The organism is Geobacter hydrogenophilus (assembly GCF_018501225.1).
In the GTDB taxonomy this organism is placed as follows: Bacteria; Desulfobacterota; Desulfuromonadia; order Geobacterales; family Geobacteraceae; genus Geobacter; species Geobacter hydrogenophilus.
In genome coordinates this window covers 98,566-116,666 of record NZ_JAHCZI010000009.1, presented here as the reverse complement: position 1 = coordinate 116,666, position 18,101 = coordinate 98,566, and the positions used below count along the sequence as shown (strand labels likewise).

The following is an 18,101-nucleotide window of genomic DNA, read 5'->3' as shown; positions in this document are numbered from 1 at the left end:
CCATGACGTCAGCTATTTAGCAACGGAATTCAAGGCCGGGAAATACGGCCGCGCCTTGAGCACCGGGTTCACGAAAATCCTTCCCCTGGCAGGGTCCTGAGCCTGGTGGTCAAGACGCATGTCCAGCGGCGGGGAGGGATCACCCCACCAGTTGGCAATTGCTCTAAAATCTTCACGTCCCGCGTTTTCGATATCGAAGCGGCCATTGCCCGAAAAGGCGTTCCCCCACGCGACACCCTGTCCATCCTCGACCCGCAGACCGATGCCAGCGTTGGACACAATTTCGTTGCCATAAACCCGAACCCGGGACCGGACAAGGTGAATCCCCACGTGGCGGTTCTCCGCGATCCGCGCACCCGTCACCTTTCCTTCGCAGTCGGTGAGGACAATGCCGATGCCGTTTCCCTGGGAAAAAGTGCCGGAGATGCTGAGCCGGGACGCGGCTCCGGTTAACCCGGCTTCCCGGTTATCCGTCAAACCGGCCCCTTCCAGGAGAAGGGAGCCGCCACGCACCGTTATGCCAAGGCGATTGCCGCGTACCACCATGTCACGGATATCCGACTCGCTCTCGACGAGTTCCATGCCGACAGCATTGTCCGAAGCTTCGCCGCCACTGACCGTGACGATGGAGTCCTGAAACCGGGCGCCGGTTCCGCAGGCGGCAAAGGTGACCTGCTTGAGGGTCACGGAGGAAAAGGATGCATCGATGCCGGCAGCCGCACCCTCAATGCGGCACTGCTCAAGGAGGTTTTTCTTCTCGCTGCCGAGCAGGATGATCCCTTGCCACTCGCCAGCCAGGGGATCGGGAAAGCTGGTCGTGAAGCGGACCGGCGCATCGGCGTTTCCGCGGACCACGAGCCTCCCCTGAACCAGGAGGAGCGGACCGGCTCCATCCCCCGGAACCGTCCGCCTGAAACGGACGACGGTCCCCGGCTCAAGGGTGAGGGTCGTCTGCGGCGCCACAGTGAGTGAGCCTTCCACAAATACCTCGCCGCTCCAGACCGTGTCCTCGGTCAGAACGGCATCATTGTATGACCGCTCTAGCGGCACGTCCATCCGAGGTGTGATGCGTGATATCCCCGGAAGTGCCGAAATCACTTGGGGAGGAACGACGGACGGTTTGTTTTCGGGAGAGGGCGCAAGCGGAACCGGAGGAGACTCCGCCTTGACAACGGCCGCAGCGGACGCACCGGCAGGCACCGATACCTGCGCGGAAGGGGAAACAAGGGTCTTCCCCCGGGCGAAAAGTTCCGAAACCGTCCCGCACCCACCGAGGAATGCCGCCATCCAGAGCAAAACGGAGAGAGCCAACGGCATCCTTATGGTCGCCATTGTGGAGCGCCTCATGATGTTTCTCCCATACTCCGGTAGTAGACCCTGTTTTTGCCATACTCCTTGGCCCGATAGAGGAGTTCATCCACGCCATTGAGGAGGTCGTCGCAGGTCTCGCCGTCCTGGGGATAGGAGACCACGCCGACGCTTACGGTTACGGCATTGAGAGCGATCCCTCGCATTTCGTCGACACTCTTCTGTTCCACGGACTCCCGGAGCCGCTCCGCAACATGGAGCGCGCTGGAAAAGTCGGTTTCCGGCAAGAGCACGATAAACTCCTCGCCTCCGTAGCGAAAGGCAAAATCGGTATTGCGCAACGCCTCCGAGAGAATATCCCCCATGCTCCCCAGGAGCTTGTCGCCAAGGGGATGTCCATAGGTATCATTGAACTTCTTGAAGTCATCAACGTCCATCATGATCAGTGAGAGGGGGTTACCGTAACGCTTGGCCCGGTTCAGTTCCCGGCTGAACATCTGCTGGAAGTAGCGACGGTTGTACAGACCGGTCAGGGCGTCGGTTATGGCCATGAGCCGGGTCCGTTCATGGAGCTGAGCGTTGTCGATGGCCATGGCGGCAAAGGAGGCGAGAACGTCCAGAAGTTTCATTCTCTCCCGATCGAACTCCCGGGGGACAAAATCGCACAGGTAGAGAATGCCCACAAGCCGGCTCTGCACTTTGAGGGGAATGCAGGCCAGGGATCTGATCCCCTCCCTGATGACAATGGGGTCGACAAGGAGGGTGGAATCTTCGGTGTCGTTGACAAACAGGATCTCTCCACCGGAGACAACCCGTTCAGTGACCCCTCCGGGGCGGATTTCCCACCGCTCGGCCAAGACGAATTCGGGGGTAAACCCCTGGTGGGCGTGGAGAGTCAGTCCCCCCTGAACGGTGTCGTAGAGGACAATGCTCCCGGCGGAGGCGTCGGCAAAGCGCATCGCGCTGGTCAGTATCTCCAGGAGGACCTGATCGAGTTCGAGGGTGGAAACCACCGTCCTCGCCACCTCAATCAGCTCCCTGAGGGCGCTGACTTCCTCTTCGAGCAGCTCAATGGTGCATTTCAAGCTATGTTCCATGGTCTGTTCCGTCCGCCAGAAAAATAAAAAAAACTAGCACAAAACCTCAGGAATGTAAATTGCCGGCACCCCACCTGCACGCGCAGCAAATCGGCCGATGGAGTAATGCCTTGTTGAATCAACCCGTTAGGTCAATTTTTTTTACCCCTTGACAGACCATAGATATTGTGGATATTCTTTTGCGGCACCACAACATATATGGCAAACAGCCTTTAAACTGCATCATTCACCAAACACTGCGCAAGGAGAGGAAATTATGGCAGAAACGAAAACGACAGTGGATATCCCCGGCCTTTCGAAGAACGCCCGCACCGTGCTCGAGAAGCGCTACCTCAAGCGAGACACTGACGGGAACGTCCTCGAAACCCCCGCCGACATGTTCCGGCGCGTGGCCGAGGCCATTGCCGTTGCCGACCGTAATTTCGACAAGAAGGCCGACACCAAGGCGCTGGCCCAGAAGTTCTACGACCTGATGACCTCCTTCGAGTTCCTCCCCAACTCCCCTACCCTCATGAATGCAGGGCGCGAGCTGGGCCAGCTCTCCGCGTGCTTCGTCCTCCCGGTGGGCGACTCCATGGAGGATATCTTCGACGCGGTCAAGTACACGGCCCTCATCCACAAGTCCGGCGGCGGCACCGGTTTTTCCTTCTCGCGGCTGCGGCCGGCCAACGATGTGGTCCGCTCCACGTCAGGCATCTCCAGCGGCCCCATCTCGTTCATGCGGGTCTTCGACGCCGCCACCGAAACCATCAAGCAGGGGGGAACCCGTCGCGGCGCCAACATGGGGATCCTCCGCGTGGATCATCCGGACATCATGAATTTCATCATGTGCAAGGATGACCAGAAGCACCTCAACAACTTCAACATCTCCGTAGGGCTCACCGAGGCCTTCATGGAGGCGGTGGAGAAAGATGCCGACTACGACCTGCGCAACCCCCGCGACGGCAAACCCTGCGGGACTCTCAACGCCCGCAAGGTGTTCAGCCGCATCGTGAAGCAGGCCTGGAAAAACGGCGAGCCGGGGATCATCTTCCTGGACCGCCTCAACAGGGACAACCCTACTCCCCAGATCGGCGAAATCGAATCCACCAACCCCTGCGGCGAACAGCCGCTCCTCCCCTACGAGTCGTGCAACCTGGGCTCCATCAACCTCGGGAAGATGGTTAAAGACGGCGACGTGGACTGGAAGCGCCTCAAGGAAGTCATCCATATGGGGGTCCACTTCCTGGACAACGTCATCGAGGTGAACAACTACCCCCTCCCCCAGATAAACGACATGACCCGCGCCAACCGCAAGATCGGCCTCGGCGTCATGGGGTGGGCCGACATGCTGATCCTCCTGGGGATCCCCTATAGCTCCCCGGAGGCCATCAGCCTGGGCGAGAAGGTGATGCGCTTCATCAACGACGAAGGACACGCCTACTCCCGGGAGCTGGCCGCAGCGCGGGGGGCGTTCCCGAACTTCGCGGGCTCCATCTTTGACCGGCCGGGCGAGGGTTCCATCCGCAACGCCACGGTGACCACCATCGCCCCCACCGGCACCATCTCCATCATCGCCAATGCCTCCAGCGGCGTGGAGCCGCTCTTCGCGGTCTCTTACGTACGCCAGGTCCTGGACAAGAATATCCTTGTCGAGGTGAACCCTATCTTCGAGGAGGTTGCCCGGGAGCGGGGCTTCTACTCCGAAGAACTGATGCAGAAGATCGCCCAGCACGGCACCGTCCACGACCTGCCGGAGATTCCGGAGGATGTCCGCAAAGTCTTCGTGACCGCCCACGACATTACTCCGGAAGACCACATCGAGATGCAGGCCGCCTTCCAGAAATACACCGACAACGCAGTCTCCAAGACGGTCAACTTCCCCAACACCGCCACCATCGAAGAGGTGGAAAAAGTCTACCGCCTGGCCTACAAGCTGGAGTGCAAAGGGGTTACCATCTACCGCGACGGCTCCCGGGACGAGCAGGTCCTCTCCACGGGCGCCAAGGAGGAAAAGGAGAAGGTTGTCCAGACGGAGGAGAAGCGGGCCGTGAAGCGGGACCGTCCCAAGGCCCTCAAGGGGTGGACCTACCAGATGCAGACCGGCTGCGGTCCCCTCTACGTCACCGTCAACGAGGACAAGGCCGGGCTCTTCGAGCTCTTCACCACCATGGGGAAGGCGGGCGGCTGCGCCTCTTCCCAGTGCGAGGCCATTGGCCGCATGGTGTCCCTGGCCTGGCGCAGCGGCGTCCAGGCTCGGCAGGTGATCAAGCAGCTTCTCGGTATCTCCTGCCACCTCCCCGCCGGCTTCGGCGACAACAAGGTCCTCTCCTGCGCCGATGCCGTGGCCAAGGCGATCCAGGCCCACATGCAGGCGGCAGGCTATGACGTGGGGCTCGAAACCGCAGCCCCCGAGCGGGGCGCCTGCCCCGAGTGCGGCGGCATCGTGGAGCACGAAGGCGGCTGCGCCGTCTGCCGGGTCTGCGGCTATTCCGAGTGTGCCTGACCGGCGACAGCAGATGATGAACGACGAAAGGCCCGCCGAATGCGGGCCTTTCTTTTTTGTCAGCAACGCGTCCGGCGGTGCCGCATTATTGTTGGACAGAGATATGTTTCAATTCCACCAGTGTCGCCCCCCACCCGCCGGCGTCCTCTCCAGCCAGCCGGAACGAGACCACAGCATCATGTCGCTCCAGGATGGCGTGCACGGTCCGGCGCAGAGTTCCCGTCCCCTTACCGTGGATAATCCGCACGGAATAGATCCCCCGCTCCCGACAGGCCGCCAGGTAGTCGGGAATGAGTTCCTTCACCTCGCCCGGCCGGAAGGTGTGGAGGTCGAGGGTTCCGTCGATGGGGAGTTCGATGGTAATGTCGTCGATCATGGTCACAGCATCCTCTGGGTCCGAAGTATCCCCCCTCTCTTTCCAAAACGCTATTGATTTCTCGCTCTCCTGTGGTAATCCAAAGGGGTAGTGCGCAATGTAAGCTCAAACCTATTCGCGAAAGGACCGCCATGACTTCCGACATCACCGCCATGTTCTGGGACACCGATCCCCTGTACACCGCACCGAACGCCTCTGAACTCGAAGCCGATCTCGCCAGGGGAGCTGCCGAGGCGAAGGTATTCCGGGAAGACTTCCAGGGAAAGGTTGCCTCGCTCGATGTAGCAGCGCTTTTGGAGGCGCTCCGATGCTACGAGGCCCTTACCGAGCTCATCGTGAAACCCCAGCTCTATGCCCACCTCCTCTTCGCGGCGGACGCCGAGAATGACGAACACAAGAAGCTCTCCCAGCGGACCGCCGAGTACGGCAACCTCATGGGGCGCGAGCTCCTCTTCTTCGATCTGGAGATCATGGCAATCCCTGACGGGCGCTTTGCGGAGATGATCGCAGACGGCCGCCTGGCCGGCTACCGCCACTACCTGGAGAGCGTGCGCAAATTCAAGCCCCACACCCTCACGGAGCGGGAGGAGCAGCTCCTGAAGCTGAAAAACCTCACGGGAGCCGATGCCTTTACCCGGCTCTTCGACGAGCTGTCGGCATCCTTCCGCTACCGGATGGAACTGGACGGAGAGGAACAGGAATTCACCGGCGAGGAACTCCTGGGGCTCCTCCACCACCCGGACGCGGCGGTAAGGGAGCGGGCCTTCTCCACCTTCCTCAGGCGCCACGAAGAGGAGGGGATCGCCCTCGGCGCCATCTTCAACACCGTGGCTCTCGACCATGGCCAGGAGTTGGAGCTCCGCAGCTACCGCCATCCCATGGAGCCCACGAACCTGGGGAACGAGATCCCCGAGGAGGTGGTGAACCGCCTCATGGATGTTTCCGAGGCCAACTACGGCCTTGCCCGGGACTATTTCCGCCTCAAGGCGCGGCTTCTGGGGCTCCCCAAGCTGAAGAACACCGATGTCTACGCTCCGGTTGGCGAGACAGACCGCCGCTTCACTTACGAGGAAGCGCAGAACCTGGTGCTGGAGGCCTACGGCGCGTTTCAGCCTCGCTTCCGGGACATTTGCGCCGCCTTTTTCACCGAGCGGCGGATTGACGTGCTGCCGCGCCCCGGAAAGAGCGGCGGCGCCTTCTGCATGGGGATGACACCGAGCCTCTCCCCCTATGTGCTCCTCAACTTCACCGGAAACCTGCGGGATGTGGCGACCCTGGCCCACGAACTGGGGCACGGGCTCCACTTCGTCCTGGCCCAGAAGCAGACCATGCTCAACTACCACGCGCCGCTTCCCCTGGCGGAGACGGCGTCGGTCTTTGGCGAGATGCTCCTGACCCGTTTCCTTCTCGAACGGGAATCCGACCCGCAGGTGAAAATCGCCCTCCTCTGCGCCAAGATCGAGGATATCATCGCCACCACCTTCCGCCAGAACGTCCTCACCCGCTTCGAGGAGCGGATGCACAAGGAGCGGAAGGAGGGGCTCCTGACCTCGTCACGGCTCTGCGATCTCTGGTGGGAGGAGAACGGCAAGCTTTACGGCGACGCGGTGGATATGATCGAGCCCTACCGCTGGGGATGGAGCTACATCTCCCATTTCATCCACGCCCGCTTTTACTGCTATTCCTACACCTTCGCGGAGCTTCTGGTCCTCTCCCTCTACCGGAAATACCTGGAGGACGGAGAAGCATTCATTCCGACCTATGTGGGAATCCTGGAGAGCGGCGGCGCACAGTCGCCGGCCGACACGGTCAGACCGGCTGGGATCGATCTGGCCGATCCCCACTTCTGGCAGAAGGGGTATGATTTTCTGGCGGAACTGATCGAGGAGCTGAAGGGGCTGGTGGGAGAAAAGTAGGATTCGCCCCTTCTGAGGCACGGGAAGAGGACGCTTGTGCGCCGAAACGCTTCAACGAAAAAAGGCCGCCGGGATTCGCTCCCAGCGGCCTTTTTTCGACTTCTCTACCGATCAGTACCGGTAATGATCAGTCTTATAGGGCCCCTCTTTCGGCACGCCGATGTAGGCGGCCTGCTCGTCGGTGAGCTCCGTCAGCATGGCGCCCAGGGTCTTGAGCTGCAGCCGGGCAACCTTCTCGTCCAGCTCCTTGGGAAGCATGTAAACACCGACCGGGTACTTGCCGGGGTTGCAGAAGAGCTCCATCTGGGCCAGGGTCTGGTTGGCGAAGGAGGAGGACATGACGTAGGAGGGGTGCCCCGTGGCGCACCCCAGGTTCACGAGCCTCCCCTCGGCCAGGAGGATGATCCGCTTGCCGTCGGGGAAGATGATGTGGTCCACCTGGGGCTTGATGTTCTCCCACTGGTACTGCTTCAAGGCCGCCACCTCGATCTCGTTGTCGAAGTGGCCGATGTTGCAGACGATGGCGTTGTGCTTCATGGCCTTCATGTGGTCGTGGGTGATGACGTTGATGTTGCCAGTGGTGGTGACGAAGATGTCGGCCTTGTCGGCGGCCCACTCCATGGTGACCACCTTGTACCCTTCCATGGCGGCCTGGAGGGCGCAGATGGGGTCGATCTCCGTGACCCATACCTGGGCCTGGAGCCCGCGCATGGCCTGGGCGCACCCCTTCCCCACCTCGCCGTAGCCGCAGATGACGGCCACTTTGCCGGCCACCATCACATCGGTGGCCCGCTTGATGCCGTCCACCAGGGACTCGCGGCAGCCGTAGATGTTGTCGAACTTGGACTTGGTGACCGAGTCGTTGACGTTGATGGCCGGGAACTTGAGGCGCCCCTTCTCGTGCATCTGGTAGAGCCGGTGCACGCCGGTGGTGGTCTCTTCCGTGACCCCCTTGATGGCGGCGGCAGCCTTCGAGTACCACCCCGGCTTCTCGGCCAGGCGCTTTTTGATGGAGGCGAAGAGGTACTGCTCTTCTTCACAGGTGGGATTGGCGATGACCGACGGGTCCTTCTCCGCGTCGCTCCCCAGGTGCAGCAGCAGCGTTGCGTCGCCGCCGTCGTCCAGGATCATGTTGGGGGTGCCGCCGTCATGCCATTCGAAGATCCGGTGGGTGAACTCCCAGTACTCCTCCAGGGATTCCCCCTTGTAGGCAAAGACCGGGATGCCGGCAGCGGCAATGGCGGCAGCGGCGTGGTCCTGGGTGGAAAAGATGTTGCACGATGCCCAGCGCACCTCGGCGCCGAGGGCCGTGAGGGTTTCGATAAGCATGGCGGTCTGGATGGTCATGTGGAGCGAACCGGCAATACGGGCACCCTTCAGGGGCTGGCTGGCGGCGTACTCCTCGCGGATGGCCATGAGGCCAGGCATCTCGGTTTCAGCAATGATCATCTCCTTGCGCCCCCAGGCGGCAAGGGAGAGGTCCCTCACGTGGCAGTCAGTGAACGCGGCACTCGTCGCGGTCGGTGTGCTGGTTTTCGACATCGTATCCTCCGTTGTTATTGGTTGTCTTAGTATCATTGCAGCAGGTAAAGGGATTTTATAGCATTTGTGGCACAACAGGGTCAAAGTCGAATTGCCGTTTTCGCAAAAAAAGGGGGCACCTGCTGGCACCCCCACTTTCTCCTAGGCTAACGAAAACTGTCTCAGGCGGCCTTTTCAGCCTGACCGGCCTCCTCCGCGAAAAGCTCGTCGAATATCTCCTGAACGGTGGTGATACGGTCGGCCTTCCAAGCGTTGGTGCCGCAGAAGACGAGTCCCGACTCCACATCCCCCTGCTGGGCCCGGTCGAGGGCGTTCACGATACAGAACCGTTCGCCCGTCTCCTTGTAGGAGCACTTTTTGAGGCAGCCGTTGTTGCACTCGCTGGAATTGATCTGGTCGTAGAGAGCGATCCCTTCTTGGTTGCTGAGGATGGCCCGTCCCGGAAGTCCCGCCGGGCTCATGATGAGGCCAATGTCTTCCTGACGGCAGTCCAGGTACATCTGCTTGTAGGCATCCTCTGCGTCGCATTCCACGGTCGGCACGAACCGGCTCGCCATCTGGACCCCGTCGGCCCCTTCGGCAATGGCGTGAAGGAGGTCGGCACGGTCCCATATGCCACCGGCGGCAATGACCGGCACCGCCTTGCCGTACTCGGCGCGGAAGAATTCCTTGATGGCGCGGATGGTGCCGTAGTGGTCGTACTCACCGCTGCCGATGTTTTCGAGCTTTTCACCCAGGTGGCCGCCGGCGGTGTCAGGGTCTTCCACCACCACGGCGTCGGGGAGGCGACCGTACCCCTTGTCCCACTTCTTGGCGATGAGTTGGGCGGCCCGCACCGACGAGACGATGGGCACGATGGCCACGTCGGGGGCATGGGCGGTCAGTTCGGGAAGCGTCATGGGAAGCCCAGCGCCGCAGACTATCACCTTGGCACCGCCGTCAATGGCGGCCCGAACGAGATCTTCATAGTCGGAGAGGGCCACCATGATGTTCACGCCGATGACGCCGTCCGGAGCCACCTCGTAGGCCTTGCGCAACTCCTGCCGAAGGGCTTCGGGATTGGACTGAAGGTAGTTGGACCCGGTGTAGAGCCCGCTATTGAGGGAAATCCCGGCTGACGCCACGAGCCCCACGCCACCGCACTTGGCCACATGCCCTGCAAGCCTCCATCCTGAGATGCGAACCCCCATCCCTCCCTGGATGAGCGGATACCTTACCTCATGCTTGCCAATCTTCAGCGGTCCCATCAAATTCCTCCCCTGCCGGTGTCGTTTGTCTCGACAACCATACCAGAACCGTAAACAGTATATGTGTAATACTTTTGTAAAACGAAATCCTCCCTTGCAAACGAGACAGGGGGGTGCTACACAAAACACCATGAAGTGGCTGAAGAGACTCGTCAATCCCCTCATGGCACTGATCGGCATCCAGGTTGTCTGGGGGCTCCTGGTTTTTTTCTGGATCACCTGGTTCGTGGGTCGCCACAAGGAGTTCCGGGAACTGGCCGAACGCTACCGCCCCGAACTCCTGGGCCGCGGCTTCGACTGGGCGGTGCTCGTGGAGGGGATCGTACTCCTCGTCATCATCCTGGTGGGGGTCTACGTCATCTTCATATACTGGCGCCGCCAGTCGAACCTGAACCTGGAGCAAAAGGACTTTATCTCCCAGGCAACCCACGAGCTCAAGTCTCCCTTGGCCTCCATCAAGCTCCACCTGGAGACGATCCGTCTCCGCAAACCTCCACCTGACAAGCTTGAGCGGTTCCTCGACACCATGCTCGTGGACATCGACCGGCTCGACAATCTCACCAGCAATATCCTGATGGTCGCCAAGCTGGAACAACGGCGGCGCGCCTCCCGGTACCCGGTGGTGGATTTTTCCGCCCTGGTGACCCACTACATGGACCAGCAGCGCCACGCTCTCCCCGAAGGGGGAAGCGTCTTCCTCGATATAGAGAACGGCATATCGGCGGCCATCGATGTGGAGGGGATGGAAACGGTCCTGCGCAACCTGTTCGAGAATGCGATCCTCTACAGCATCGGTGCTCCGGAGATCCGCGTAACGCTGAAACGGGACGGGAACCGTTGCACCCTCTCTTTCCAGGACAATGGCAAAGGGATAGACCGGAACGACCTCAAAAATGTCTTTCGGAAGTTCTACCGCATCCGCAGCAGCGGCGAAGCCATCCGGGGAACCGGCCTCGGTCTCTGGATTGTCAAGTCAGTGGTAAAGGAGCACGGCGGAACCGTTACCGCCACGAGTGCGGGCATCGGGAAGGGGACCAGCTTCATCATCAGCCTCCCCCTCCCCCGCCGTAAGGGGGGCTCCCCATGACCGAAGAAAAACCCCACATCCTCCTGGTGGAAGACGAAATGCATCTGGCCCGGGGAATATGTTTCAACCTCGAGATGGAAGGATACCGGGTAAGCCACGTGGAGAGCGGCGAAGAGGCCTTGGAGCGCCTCGCCTACGACCGCTTCGCCCTCATCATTCTCGATGTCATGCTCCCGGGTATGGACGGATTCGCGGTCTGCGAGCGGATCCGGACCATGGACAGCCGGGTGCCGGTCCTGATCCTTACGGCCCGATCCGACGAAGGCGCCCGGATCACGGGGCTTAAGAGCGGCGCCGATGATTACCTCACCAAACCTTTCAGTCTAAACGAGTTTTTATTGAGGGTTGGCGGAATGCTGCGGCGCTCCGCGTGGTACCGCCCGGAACCGGTGGAGGAAGCATACCGCTTCGGCGACAACGAGGTATTCCTTCTCTCCTACCACGCGCGGACCGCCCAGGGCGAAATCGACCTGACAGAACTGGAGGTAAAAATGCTCTCCCTCTTCTTCCAGCGGGAAGGAGAAGCCATCAGCCGCCGGGATATCCTGGAAAATGTCTGGGGATACACCTCCGACACCGAGACCCGGACCCTCGACAACTTCATCGTTCGGCTCAGAAAATACTTTGAGCCGAATCCGGCGAAGCCGATCTATTTCCAGACCGTTCGGGGGCTGGGATACCGGTTCAGCAGGAAAGGCAGCGAGGTAGCGATGTAGCGAGTTGGCGACGAAGCACGTGAGGGAGCATTATTCCCAACGCAAAAAGGCCGGGTGACACTATGTCATCCGGCCTTTTTACTACTTCGCTGCCTACTACCTTGCTACTCGCTAGATGCCCGCCTTCTGGCGGATAATATTCACCTTATCGGTCCGCTCCCAGGCAAACTCGGGGAGTTCGCGGCCGAAGTGGCCATAGGCGGCGGTCTTCCGGTAAATGGGACGCAGAAGGTCGAGTTGCTCGATGATGGCGCGCGGCCGCAGGTCGAATACCTCGCGGACAATCTCGGCAATCCGCTTGGAGGAAATCTTGCCCGTGCCGGCAGTGTCGACCATGACCGAAACAGGCTCGGCAACACCGATGGCGTAGGCTACCTGAACCTCGCACTTCTCGCACAGGCCGGCGGCTACCAGGTTCTTGGCCACGTAACGCCCCATGTAGGCGGCGGAGCGGTCCACCTTCGAGGGATCCTTGCCGGAGAAGGCGCCGCCGCCATGGGCACCATGGCCGCCGTAGCTGTCAACGATGATTTTGCGTCCGGTCAGGCCGCAGTCACCCATGGGGCCGCCGACAACAAAGCGGCCGGTGGGGTTGATGAGCATTCTGGTCCGCTCGTCCATGAGGTCTGCCGGGATGATCTTCTTCACGACCTCCTCAATGATCCCTTCTTTGATAGCTTCGTAAGAAACTTCCGGCGTATGCTGGGAAGAGATGACAACCGTGTCGACCCGCACCGGCTTGTCGTTTACATATTCAATGGAAACCTGGGACTTTGAATCGGGGCGGAGGAAGTCCAGCACCCCGTTTTTGCGCACCTCGGCCAGCTTCTGGGTCAGCTTGTGAGCATAGGTGATGGACATCGGCATGAGCTCGGGGGTTTCGGTGCAGGCATAGCCGAACATGAGTCCCTGGTCGCCGGCCCCCTGCTCCTTGAACATCCCCTCCCCTTCGGTGACGCCCTGTGAGATGTCGGGGGACTGCTTATCGATGGAGACGAGCACCGCGCAGGTTTCCCAGTCAAACCCCATGGCCGAATCGTTGTAGCCGATCTCCCGGATGGTCTCGCGGACAACCTTCGGATAGTCCACCACGGCACTCGTGGTGATCTCCCCGGCGATAACCGCCATACCGGTGGTTACCAGGGTTTCGCAGGCAACGCGGGCCCTGGGGTCCTGAGCGAGAATTGCATCAAGAATGGCATCCGACACCTGATCCGCGACCTTGTCGGGATGTCCCTCGGAAACCGATTCGGAGGTAAAAATATAGTCCTTCATCTCCATTGCTGATCATTCCTCCTCACAGGTAAATATGGGCTGCTTGGTGTTTTGCAAAGATGTGAATTGTATAAGCTGGCGACAACGGATGTCAAGGAAGAAAACGGGAAGGAATCAGTCGAAACTCTCGGAAAACCGCGCGGAAATCTCGCTGTTCAGGAAGGTCTCCACGTCGGCTGCGGTAGAAAAAGTGAAGGCCCGGGAAACGAGCAACTGGGCGTCAGCCTTGACGGCCCGGCGCAGGACTTTCTTGACTCGCGGAATCGACACGCCGGTCATGGAAAGTTCATCGAACCCCAAACCGAGAAGTATGGGAAGATAGCGACTCTCGCCCGCCATCTCGCCACACATGCAGGCGCGGATACCGGCGGCATGGGCCGCATCGACCACCGTCCGGAGAGATCGGAGAACAGCGGGGTGCATCGGTTGATAGAGGTGCGCCAGATGCTCGTTGGTCCGGTCGATGGCCAACGAGTACTGGATGAGGTCATTGGTGCCGACGCTGAAGAAATCAACCTCCCGGGCAAGAATGTCGGCAACGAGCACAGCCGAGGGAATCTCGATCATGATGCCAACTTCAATGGCGTTGTCGAAGGGAACTCCTTCAGCACGGAGTTCATTCTTCGCTTCCTCCAGAATTGCCTTAGCGGCGCGCACTTCCTCTACCCCGGAAATCATCGGGAAGAATATCCGGACTTTTCCCCGCACGCTGGCGCGCAGAATTGCTCGCAACTGGGTCTTGAAAACCTCGGGTTTACGGAGGGACAGACGAATGGCACGCAGTCCCAAGGCAGGGTTCATCTCATCTTCAAGATGGAGGTCAGTGGCGAGTTTATCGCCCCCCACGTCGAGGGTGCGAATGGTTGTCGGCAGGGGAGCCATTGCTTCGACGATTGCGGAGTAGGCCAAATATTGCTCTTCTTCGTCGGGAAGTCCCTGGCGGTTCATGTAAAGCATCTCGGTCCGGTAAAGACCGATCCCCTCACCTCCGTGACCCTTAAGCGTCGGAATCTCCTCGGCAAACTCAATGTTACCCATGAGTGAAATCCGATGGCCGTCCACGGTCTCGGCAGGGAGATCCCGCAGTTTAAGAAATTCCTGCTCCAGATAGTCGTAACGTTGTTTGCGCCGCAGGTAATCGCGGAAGGTTTCCAGGTCGGGATTGACGACCACCGTCCCGTCAGTGCCATCGATGATTATCGGCAGTCCGTCGATGTCTTCGCCGGTAATCGTTTCAAGGCCTACGACTGCAGGAATTTCCAGTGCCCTGGCCAGGATTGCGGTGTGTGATGTTCGCCCACCCAGATCAGTTATAAAGCCGATAACCGTGTTCTTGTCGATCTGGAGAATGTCGGTGGGGGAGAGATCGTGGGCGACGATGATGATCTTGCCGCCGTCAATGGAGCCGATGGATTCCTGCCGCTTCCCCACCATGGCGCGCATGATGCGCTCCACGACGGTTTCTACATCACCTGCCCGTTCGCGCAGATACTCATCTTCAATTGCAGAAAAAAATTCTTTGAACTTTAAGAGGTTACGCTTGAGGGCAGCTTCGGCATTAATCTTCTCGCCGGCAATCAGATCGAGGGTACCACGGGTCAACATGCCGTCTTCAAGGATCAGAAGGTGGCTATCGACAACATAGAGGTGTTCCGGACCGCGGCTTGACGCCAGATGTTCCTTGACGGCAAGGAGTTCTTCCCGGGCATCCTGGAGCGCAGCGAGAAAGCGTGCACACTCCAGCTCCACTTCTTCGTCGCTGATGGAAACCTCGGTGACCGCCACGCGGCTGCGGTCGGTCAAGCGCGCCGTGCCGATGGCGATGCCGGCCGAGGCTTCTATTCCGCGAAAAATCTTCGTTTCATTCCTCGCCGAATCCATTGGTTATAAGCTCTCCGAGGGCGGCCATCGCTTCCGCCTCGTCCTCCCCCTCGATTTTTACCCTGATAAGCGTTCCCTTGGCCGCGGCCAGCATCATGATACCCATAATGCTCTTGCCGTTCACTTCGATTCCCTCTCGCACAATCTTTATGTCAGAGCGAAAACGGCTTGCCGTCTTGACAAAAAGGGCCGAGGCCCGTGCGTGGAGACCGAGTTTGTTGATGATGGTGAATTCCTGGTCGAGCATTTCAATCCCTGTAGTTCCCGGTTATTTCAGATAATCTCCGGCCACGGCGATACTCTCGCGGCCGCACTCCTTGAGGGACGTGGCCAGTTCGGCAACAGCTATCCGGTCCCGCTCGGCAGCAAACTTGATGACCATCGGCAGATTCACGCCGGTCAACACCTCGATGCGGTCGGCCTCGAGGAAGGAAAGACTCATATTTGAAGGCGTCCCGCCAAACATGTCCGTCATGATAAGCGCACCGTCCACGGAAACACGTTTCACGGCCTCCGCAATGCGCTCCATGATCGCGTCGGCCTGGTCTCCTGGCCGGATTCCTACGGTTTCGGCGGACTCAATGGGTCCTACGATCATCTCGGCACCCCTGAGGAGCTCCTCAGCAAGGCCGGCATGGGTTACGAGCACCAATCCAATCATCTCTTCATCCCTTTTCCATATCCCTGTGGCTCACCTTCACCGCAATGTCTGCGCGGTCGAAAAATCGGCGGAGCTCTTCAACAAGAGCAACGGAACGGTGCCTGCCGCCGGTGCAGCCAATGGAGATTGTAAGATACGATTTTCCTTCCCGCTGGTAGGCAGGAAGAAGGTATTCAAGAAGCCCCTCGAACCGGGCAAGGAACTGGGCCGTTTCGGGTTTTTCAAGAACAAAGCTCCGAACGCCGGGGTCCAGCCCCGACAGGGGTTTAAGCTCCGGCACAAAGTGCGGGTTAGGTAGAAAACGGACATCCATAACCAGATCGGACTCCAGGGGAATCCCGTACCTGTAGCCGAACGACTGAAGATGGATCGTCATCCTCCGGGCACCGGCCTCACCCTTCACCCGTGCCAGTACCATCTCTTTGAGCTGGTGAACGTTCAGCTCCGACGTGTCGATGACGATAGTGGCAAGGCGTCGGAGCCCTGACAATTGGTCGCGTTCATAACGAATCCCTTCGGGGACCGAGCCGCTCTCCAGGGCAGGATGGCGCCGGCGGGTCTCGGAGAAGCGCCGGATCAGCACTTCGTCGGTTGCATCGAAAAAGATGATCTCGATGGTATGCCCGGCATCATCGATCTCCTGGAAGATCTTCTCGAAGCCCTTGAGAAAATCCCTCCCCCGGATGTCCATGACCAAGGCCACCCCCGGCACCGTCTCCTGGGCTTTGTTGACCAGTTCGATGATCGTCGGAAAGAGCTGAACCGGAAGATTGTCGATGCAGAAAAAGCCCTCATCCTCCAGAACGCGAACCGCCGTCGACTTGCCCGAACCGGACAGACCGGAGATTACCAGAACGCGCATCGGCTACTCCACCTCATCCCCAAGAGGACGGTTTTCCATCCGAGCCAGGAGCTTCTCCTGGAACTCCCGGGCCGAGTGGTATCCCATTCCCTTGAGGAGATGGTTGCGGGCCGCCACCTCGATGATGGAGGTAAGGTTGCGTCCGGGTCTGACGGGAATCTTGATGTAGGGGAGCTCCAGATCGAGAATGGTATATACTTCGTCGTCGAGGCCGAGACGGTCGTATTCGTGCTGAGGGTCCCACTCAACCAGTTCGATCACCATTTCGATGATTTTCTTCTCCCGGATGGAGGAGACGCCGAAAAGGTTCTTGATGTTGAGAACACCAAGCCCCCGGATCTCGATGTGATACTGAATTGCCTCGGCCGCCTGTCCAACAAGGGCTGCCGGCATCTTCTTCTTCACGAACACCACGTCGTCCGCCACGAGGCGGTGACCGCGTATGACCAAGTCAAGAGCGCACTCACTCTTACCGATGCCGCTTTTCCCCAGCAGCAGAACACCCACGCCGAGAACGTCCACGAGCACACCATGGATATGAGTCGTGGGGAGAAGCCGCTCCTCAAGAAACTTTGTAATAAGCGAGATAAAGGTTGACGACTGAAGTGGCGTCACCAGAAGGGGGATTGATTCGCGTTCGGCCGCATCCTTGAGGAACTGGGGCGGATCAAGCCCCTTGGTAACGATGATGCAGGAAATAGGGTATTCGCAGAACTTGTCGACAAAAATTGTAGCAAGTTCCTCGTGGAGCTGGCGCAAGTAGGATATTTCGGTATTCCCGAGCACCTGTACCCGGTCCGGATGGAGGTGGTCGGTGTACCCCGTGAGGGCTAAGCCCGGCTTCTGAATGCGGGAGCTGAACACACGATGACCGACCCCTCCCCTCCCCGCAATGAGGGAGAGGTCGAGACCGTACTCCGTGTCATTGAGGAGGTCTTCGATTGAGAGGCTGATGGTGTTCAACGGCTGATCTCCCTCCACGCCGCAAGGCAAAGGGGAAGGGCGCCGCGCACGCGAGTCATCAGCGGCGCGGCGCACCCCTCATTATTTGCGCGACGGCTCTATGAGACCGTAGTTTCCGTCCTTGCGACGGTAGACGACATTGATGACTTCGGTAGTGGAATCGGTGAAAACGAGGAAGTCCTTGTGGAGGAGATCCATCTGCATAACTGCCTCCTCGACGGACATCGGCTTGATGGTTATGGTCTTGCTGCGGACAATAACCGGCTCTTGCTGCTGGTCGATACTCTCGGCAGTGAGGATGGTCTTCTGCACTTCGAGGGCTCGATTGTCGACGGCCGGCTTGTGGTCCTTAAGCCGCTCCTTGTACCGCCGGAGTTGGCGCTCGATCTTGTCCACGACGGCGTCAATGGCAGCATACATGTCGTTGGTTTCTTCGGCGGCCTTGATGGTGACTCCCTTGGCGGTCAGGGTCACCTCGGCCATGTGGCGGATTTTCTCCACGGTGAGGAAGACCTGTGCGGTAATGGGTTCGTCAATATATTTCTTAACCCTTTCCAGTTTTTCGGCAGCGTAGCCCTTGAGGGCGTCGCTCTGCTCCATGTGCCTGAACGTTGTGGTAATTTGCATAGCTTCCTCCTTGCGGTAGATGCGTTTCGGGTCACCTGCTCCTTGATTCTCTTAAATC

Annotated in this window: 16 protein-coding genes; 4 read left to right on the top strand and 12 right to left on the bottom strand. The window is 59.5% G+C overall.

Going from position 1 to position 18,101, the window contains the following annotated elements:
- Positions 1 to 12 precede the first annotated feature (12 nt).
- On the bottom strand, positions 13 to 1,347 hold the full coding sequence (locus KI811_RS13880; protein ID WP_214187075.1) for a right-handed parallel beta-helix repeat-containing protein: 1,335 nt from the start codon (positions 1,345 to 1,347) through the stop codon (positions 13 to 15).
- On the bottom strand, positions 1,344 to 2,405 hold the full coding sequence (locus KI811_RS13875; protein ID WP_214187074.1) for a sensor domain-containing diguanylate cyclase: 1,062 nt from the start codon (positions 2,403 to 2,405) through the stop codon (positions 1,344 to 1,346). Before KI811_RS13875 ends, KI811_RS13880 begins: the two co-directional genes overlap by 4 nt.
- A 256-nt stretch (positions 2,406 to 2,661) precedes the next feature.
- On the opposite strand from KI811_RS13875, the gene KI811_RS13870 reads away from it, so the two are divergent.
- Complete coding sequence (locus tag KI811_RS13870; RefSeq protein ID WP_214187073.1) at positions 2,662 to 4,890, top strand: vitamin B12-dependent ribonucleotide reductase; 2,229 nt, start codon at positions 2,662 to 2,664, stop codon at positions 4,888 to 4,890.
- An 85-nt stretch (positions 4,891 to 4,975) separates the two neighbouring features.
- On the opposite strand, the gene KI811_RS13865 is transcribed toward KI811_RS13870, so the two are convergent.
- Complete coding sequence (locus tag KI811_RS13865; protein ID WP_214187072.1) at positions 4,976 to 5,266, bottom strand: Smr/MutS family protein; 291 nt, start codon at positions 5,264 to 5,266, stop codon at positions 4,976 to 4,978.
- A gap of 131 nt (positions 5,267 to 5,397) precedes the next feature.
- Here KI811_RS13865 and KI811_RS13860 point away from each other — a divergent pair, with 131 nt between their 5' ends.
- A complete protein-coding gene (locus KI811_RS13860; protein ID WP_214187071.1) occupies positions 5,398 to 7,182 on the top strand; it encodes a M3 family oligoendopeptidase in 1,785 nt (594 codons plus the stop codon).
- A 111-nt stretch (positions 7,183 to 7,293) separates the two neighbouring features.
- Here KI811_RS13860 and ahcY read toward each other — a convergent pair whose 3' ends face one another.
- Positions 7,294 to 8,724 (bottom strand): adenosylhomocysteinase, encoded by a 1,431-nt coding sequence (gene ahcY / locus KI811_RS13855; protein ID WP_214187070.1) that lies wholly within the window; start codon positions 8,722 to 8,724, stop codon positions 7,294 to 7,296.
- A 161-nt stretch (positions 8,725 to 8,885) separates the two neighbouring features.
- Positions 8,886 to 9,974 (bottom strand): NAD(P)H-dependent flavin oxidoreductase, encoded by a 1,089-nt coding sequence (locus KI811_RS13850; RefSeq protein WP_214187069.1) that lies wholly within the window; start codon positions 9,972 to 9,974, stop codon positions 8,886 to 8,888.
- Between the two features lie 127 nt (positions 9,975 to 10,101).
- On the opposite strand from KI811_RS13850, the gene KI811_RS13845 reads away from it, so the two are divergent.
- Positions 10,102 to 11,058, top strand: coding sequence for a sensor histidine kinase (locus KI811_RS13845; protein WP_214187068.1), 957 nt, complete (start codon positions 10,102 to 10,104; stop codon positions 11,056 to 11,058).
- On the top strand, positions 11,055 to 11,774 hold the full coding sequence (locus KI811_RS13840; RefSeq protein ID WP_214187067.1) for a response regulator transcription factor: 720 nt from the start codon (positions 11,055 to 11,057) through the stop codon (positions 11,772 to 11,774). The genes KI811_RS13845 and KI811_RS13840 overlap by 4 nt, the downstream gene beginning before the upstream one ends.
- A 111-nt stretch (positions 11,775 to 11,885) precedes the next feature.
- On the opposite strand, the gene metK is transcribed toward KI811_RS13840, so the two are convergent.
- The 7 genes from metK to hpf form a co-directional block, all read right to left on the bottom strand.
- The gene (metK, locus tag KI811_RS13835) at positions 11,886 to 13,055 is read right to left on the bottom strand and encodes a methionine adenosyltransferase (protein ID WP_214187066.1); all 1,170 of its coding nucleotides are present in this window, start codon (positions 13,053 to 13,055) and stop codon (positions 11,886 to 11,888) included.
- Between the two features lie 108 nt (positions 13,056 to 13,163).
- The gene (gene ptsP, locus KI811_RS13830) at positions 13,164 to 14,930 is read right to left on the bottom strand and encodes a phosphoenolpyruvate--protein phosphotransferase (protein ID WP_214187065.1); all 1,767 of its coding nucleotides are present in this window, start codon (positions 14,928 to 14,930) and stop codon (positions 13,164 to 13,166) included.
- A complete protein-coding gene (locus KI811_RS13825; protein ID WP_004512078.1) occupies positions 14,911 to 15,177 on the bottom strand; it encodes an HPr family phosphocarrier protein in 267 nt (88 codons plus the stop codon). The genes ptsP and KI811_RS13825 overlap by 20 nt, the downstream gene beginning before the upstream one ends.
- Positions 15,178 to 15,198: 21 nt before the next feature.
- Complete coding sequence (locus KI811_RS13820) at positions 15,199 to 15,591, bottom strand: PTS sugar transporter subunit IIA (protein WP_214187064.1); 393 nt, start codon at positions 15,589 to 15,591, stop codon at positions 15,199 to 15,201.
- 4 nt (positions 15,592 to 15,595) lie between these two features.
- Complete coding sequence (gene rapZ, locus KI811_RS13815; RefSeq protein WP_214187063.1) at positions 15,596 to 16,453, bottom strand: RNase adapter RapZ; 858 nt, start codon at positions 16,451 to 16,453, stop codon at positions 15,596 to 15,598.
- 3 nt (positions 16,454 to 16,456) lie between these two features.
- On the bottom strand, positions 16,457 to 17,416 hold the full coding sequence (gene hprK / locus KI811_RS13810) for an HPr(Ser) kinase/phosphatase (protein ID WP_214187062.1): 960 nt from the start codon (positions 17,414 to 17,416) through the stop codon (positions 16,457 to 16,459).
- Between the two features lie 81 nt (positions 17,417 to 17,497).
- A complete protein-coding gene (gene hpf, locus KI811_RS13805) occupies positions 17,498 to 18,043 on the bottom strand; it encodes a ribosome hibernation-promoting factor, HPF/YfiA family (protein ID WP_214187061.1) in 546 nt (181 codons plus the stop codon).
- Positions 18,044 to 18,101: the final 58 nt, after the last annotated feature.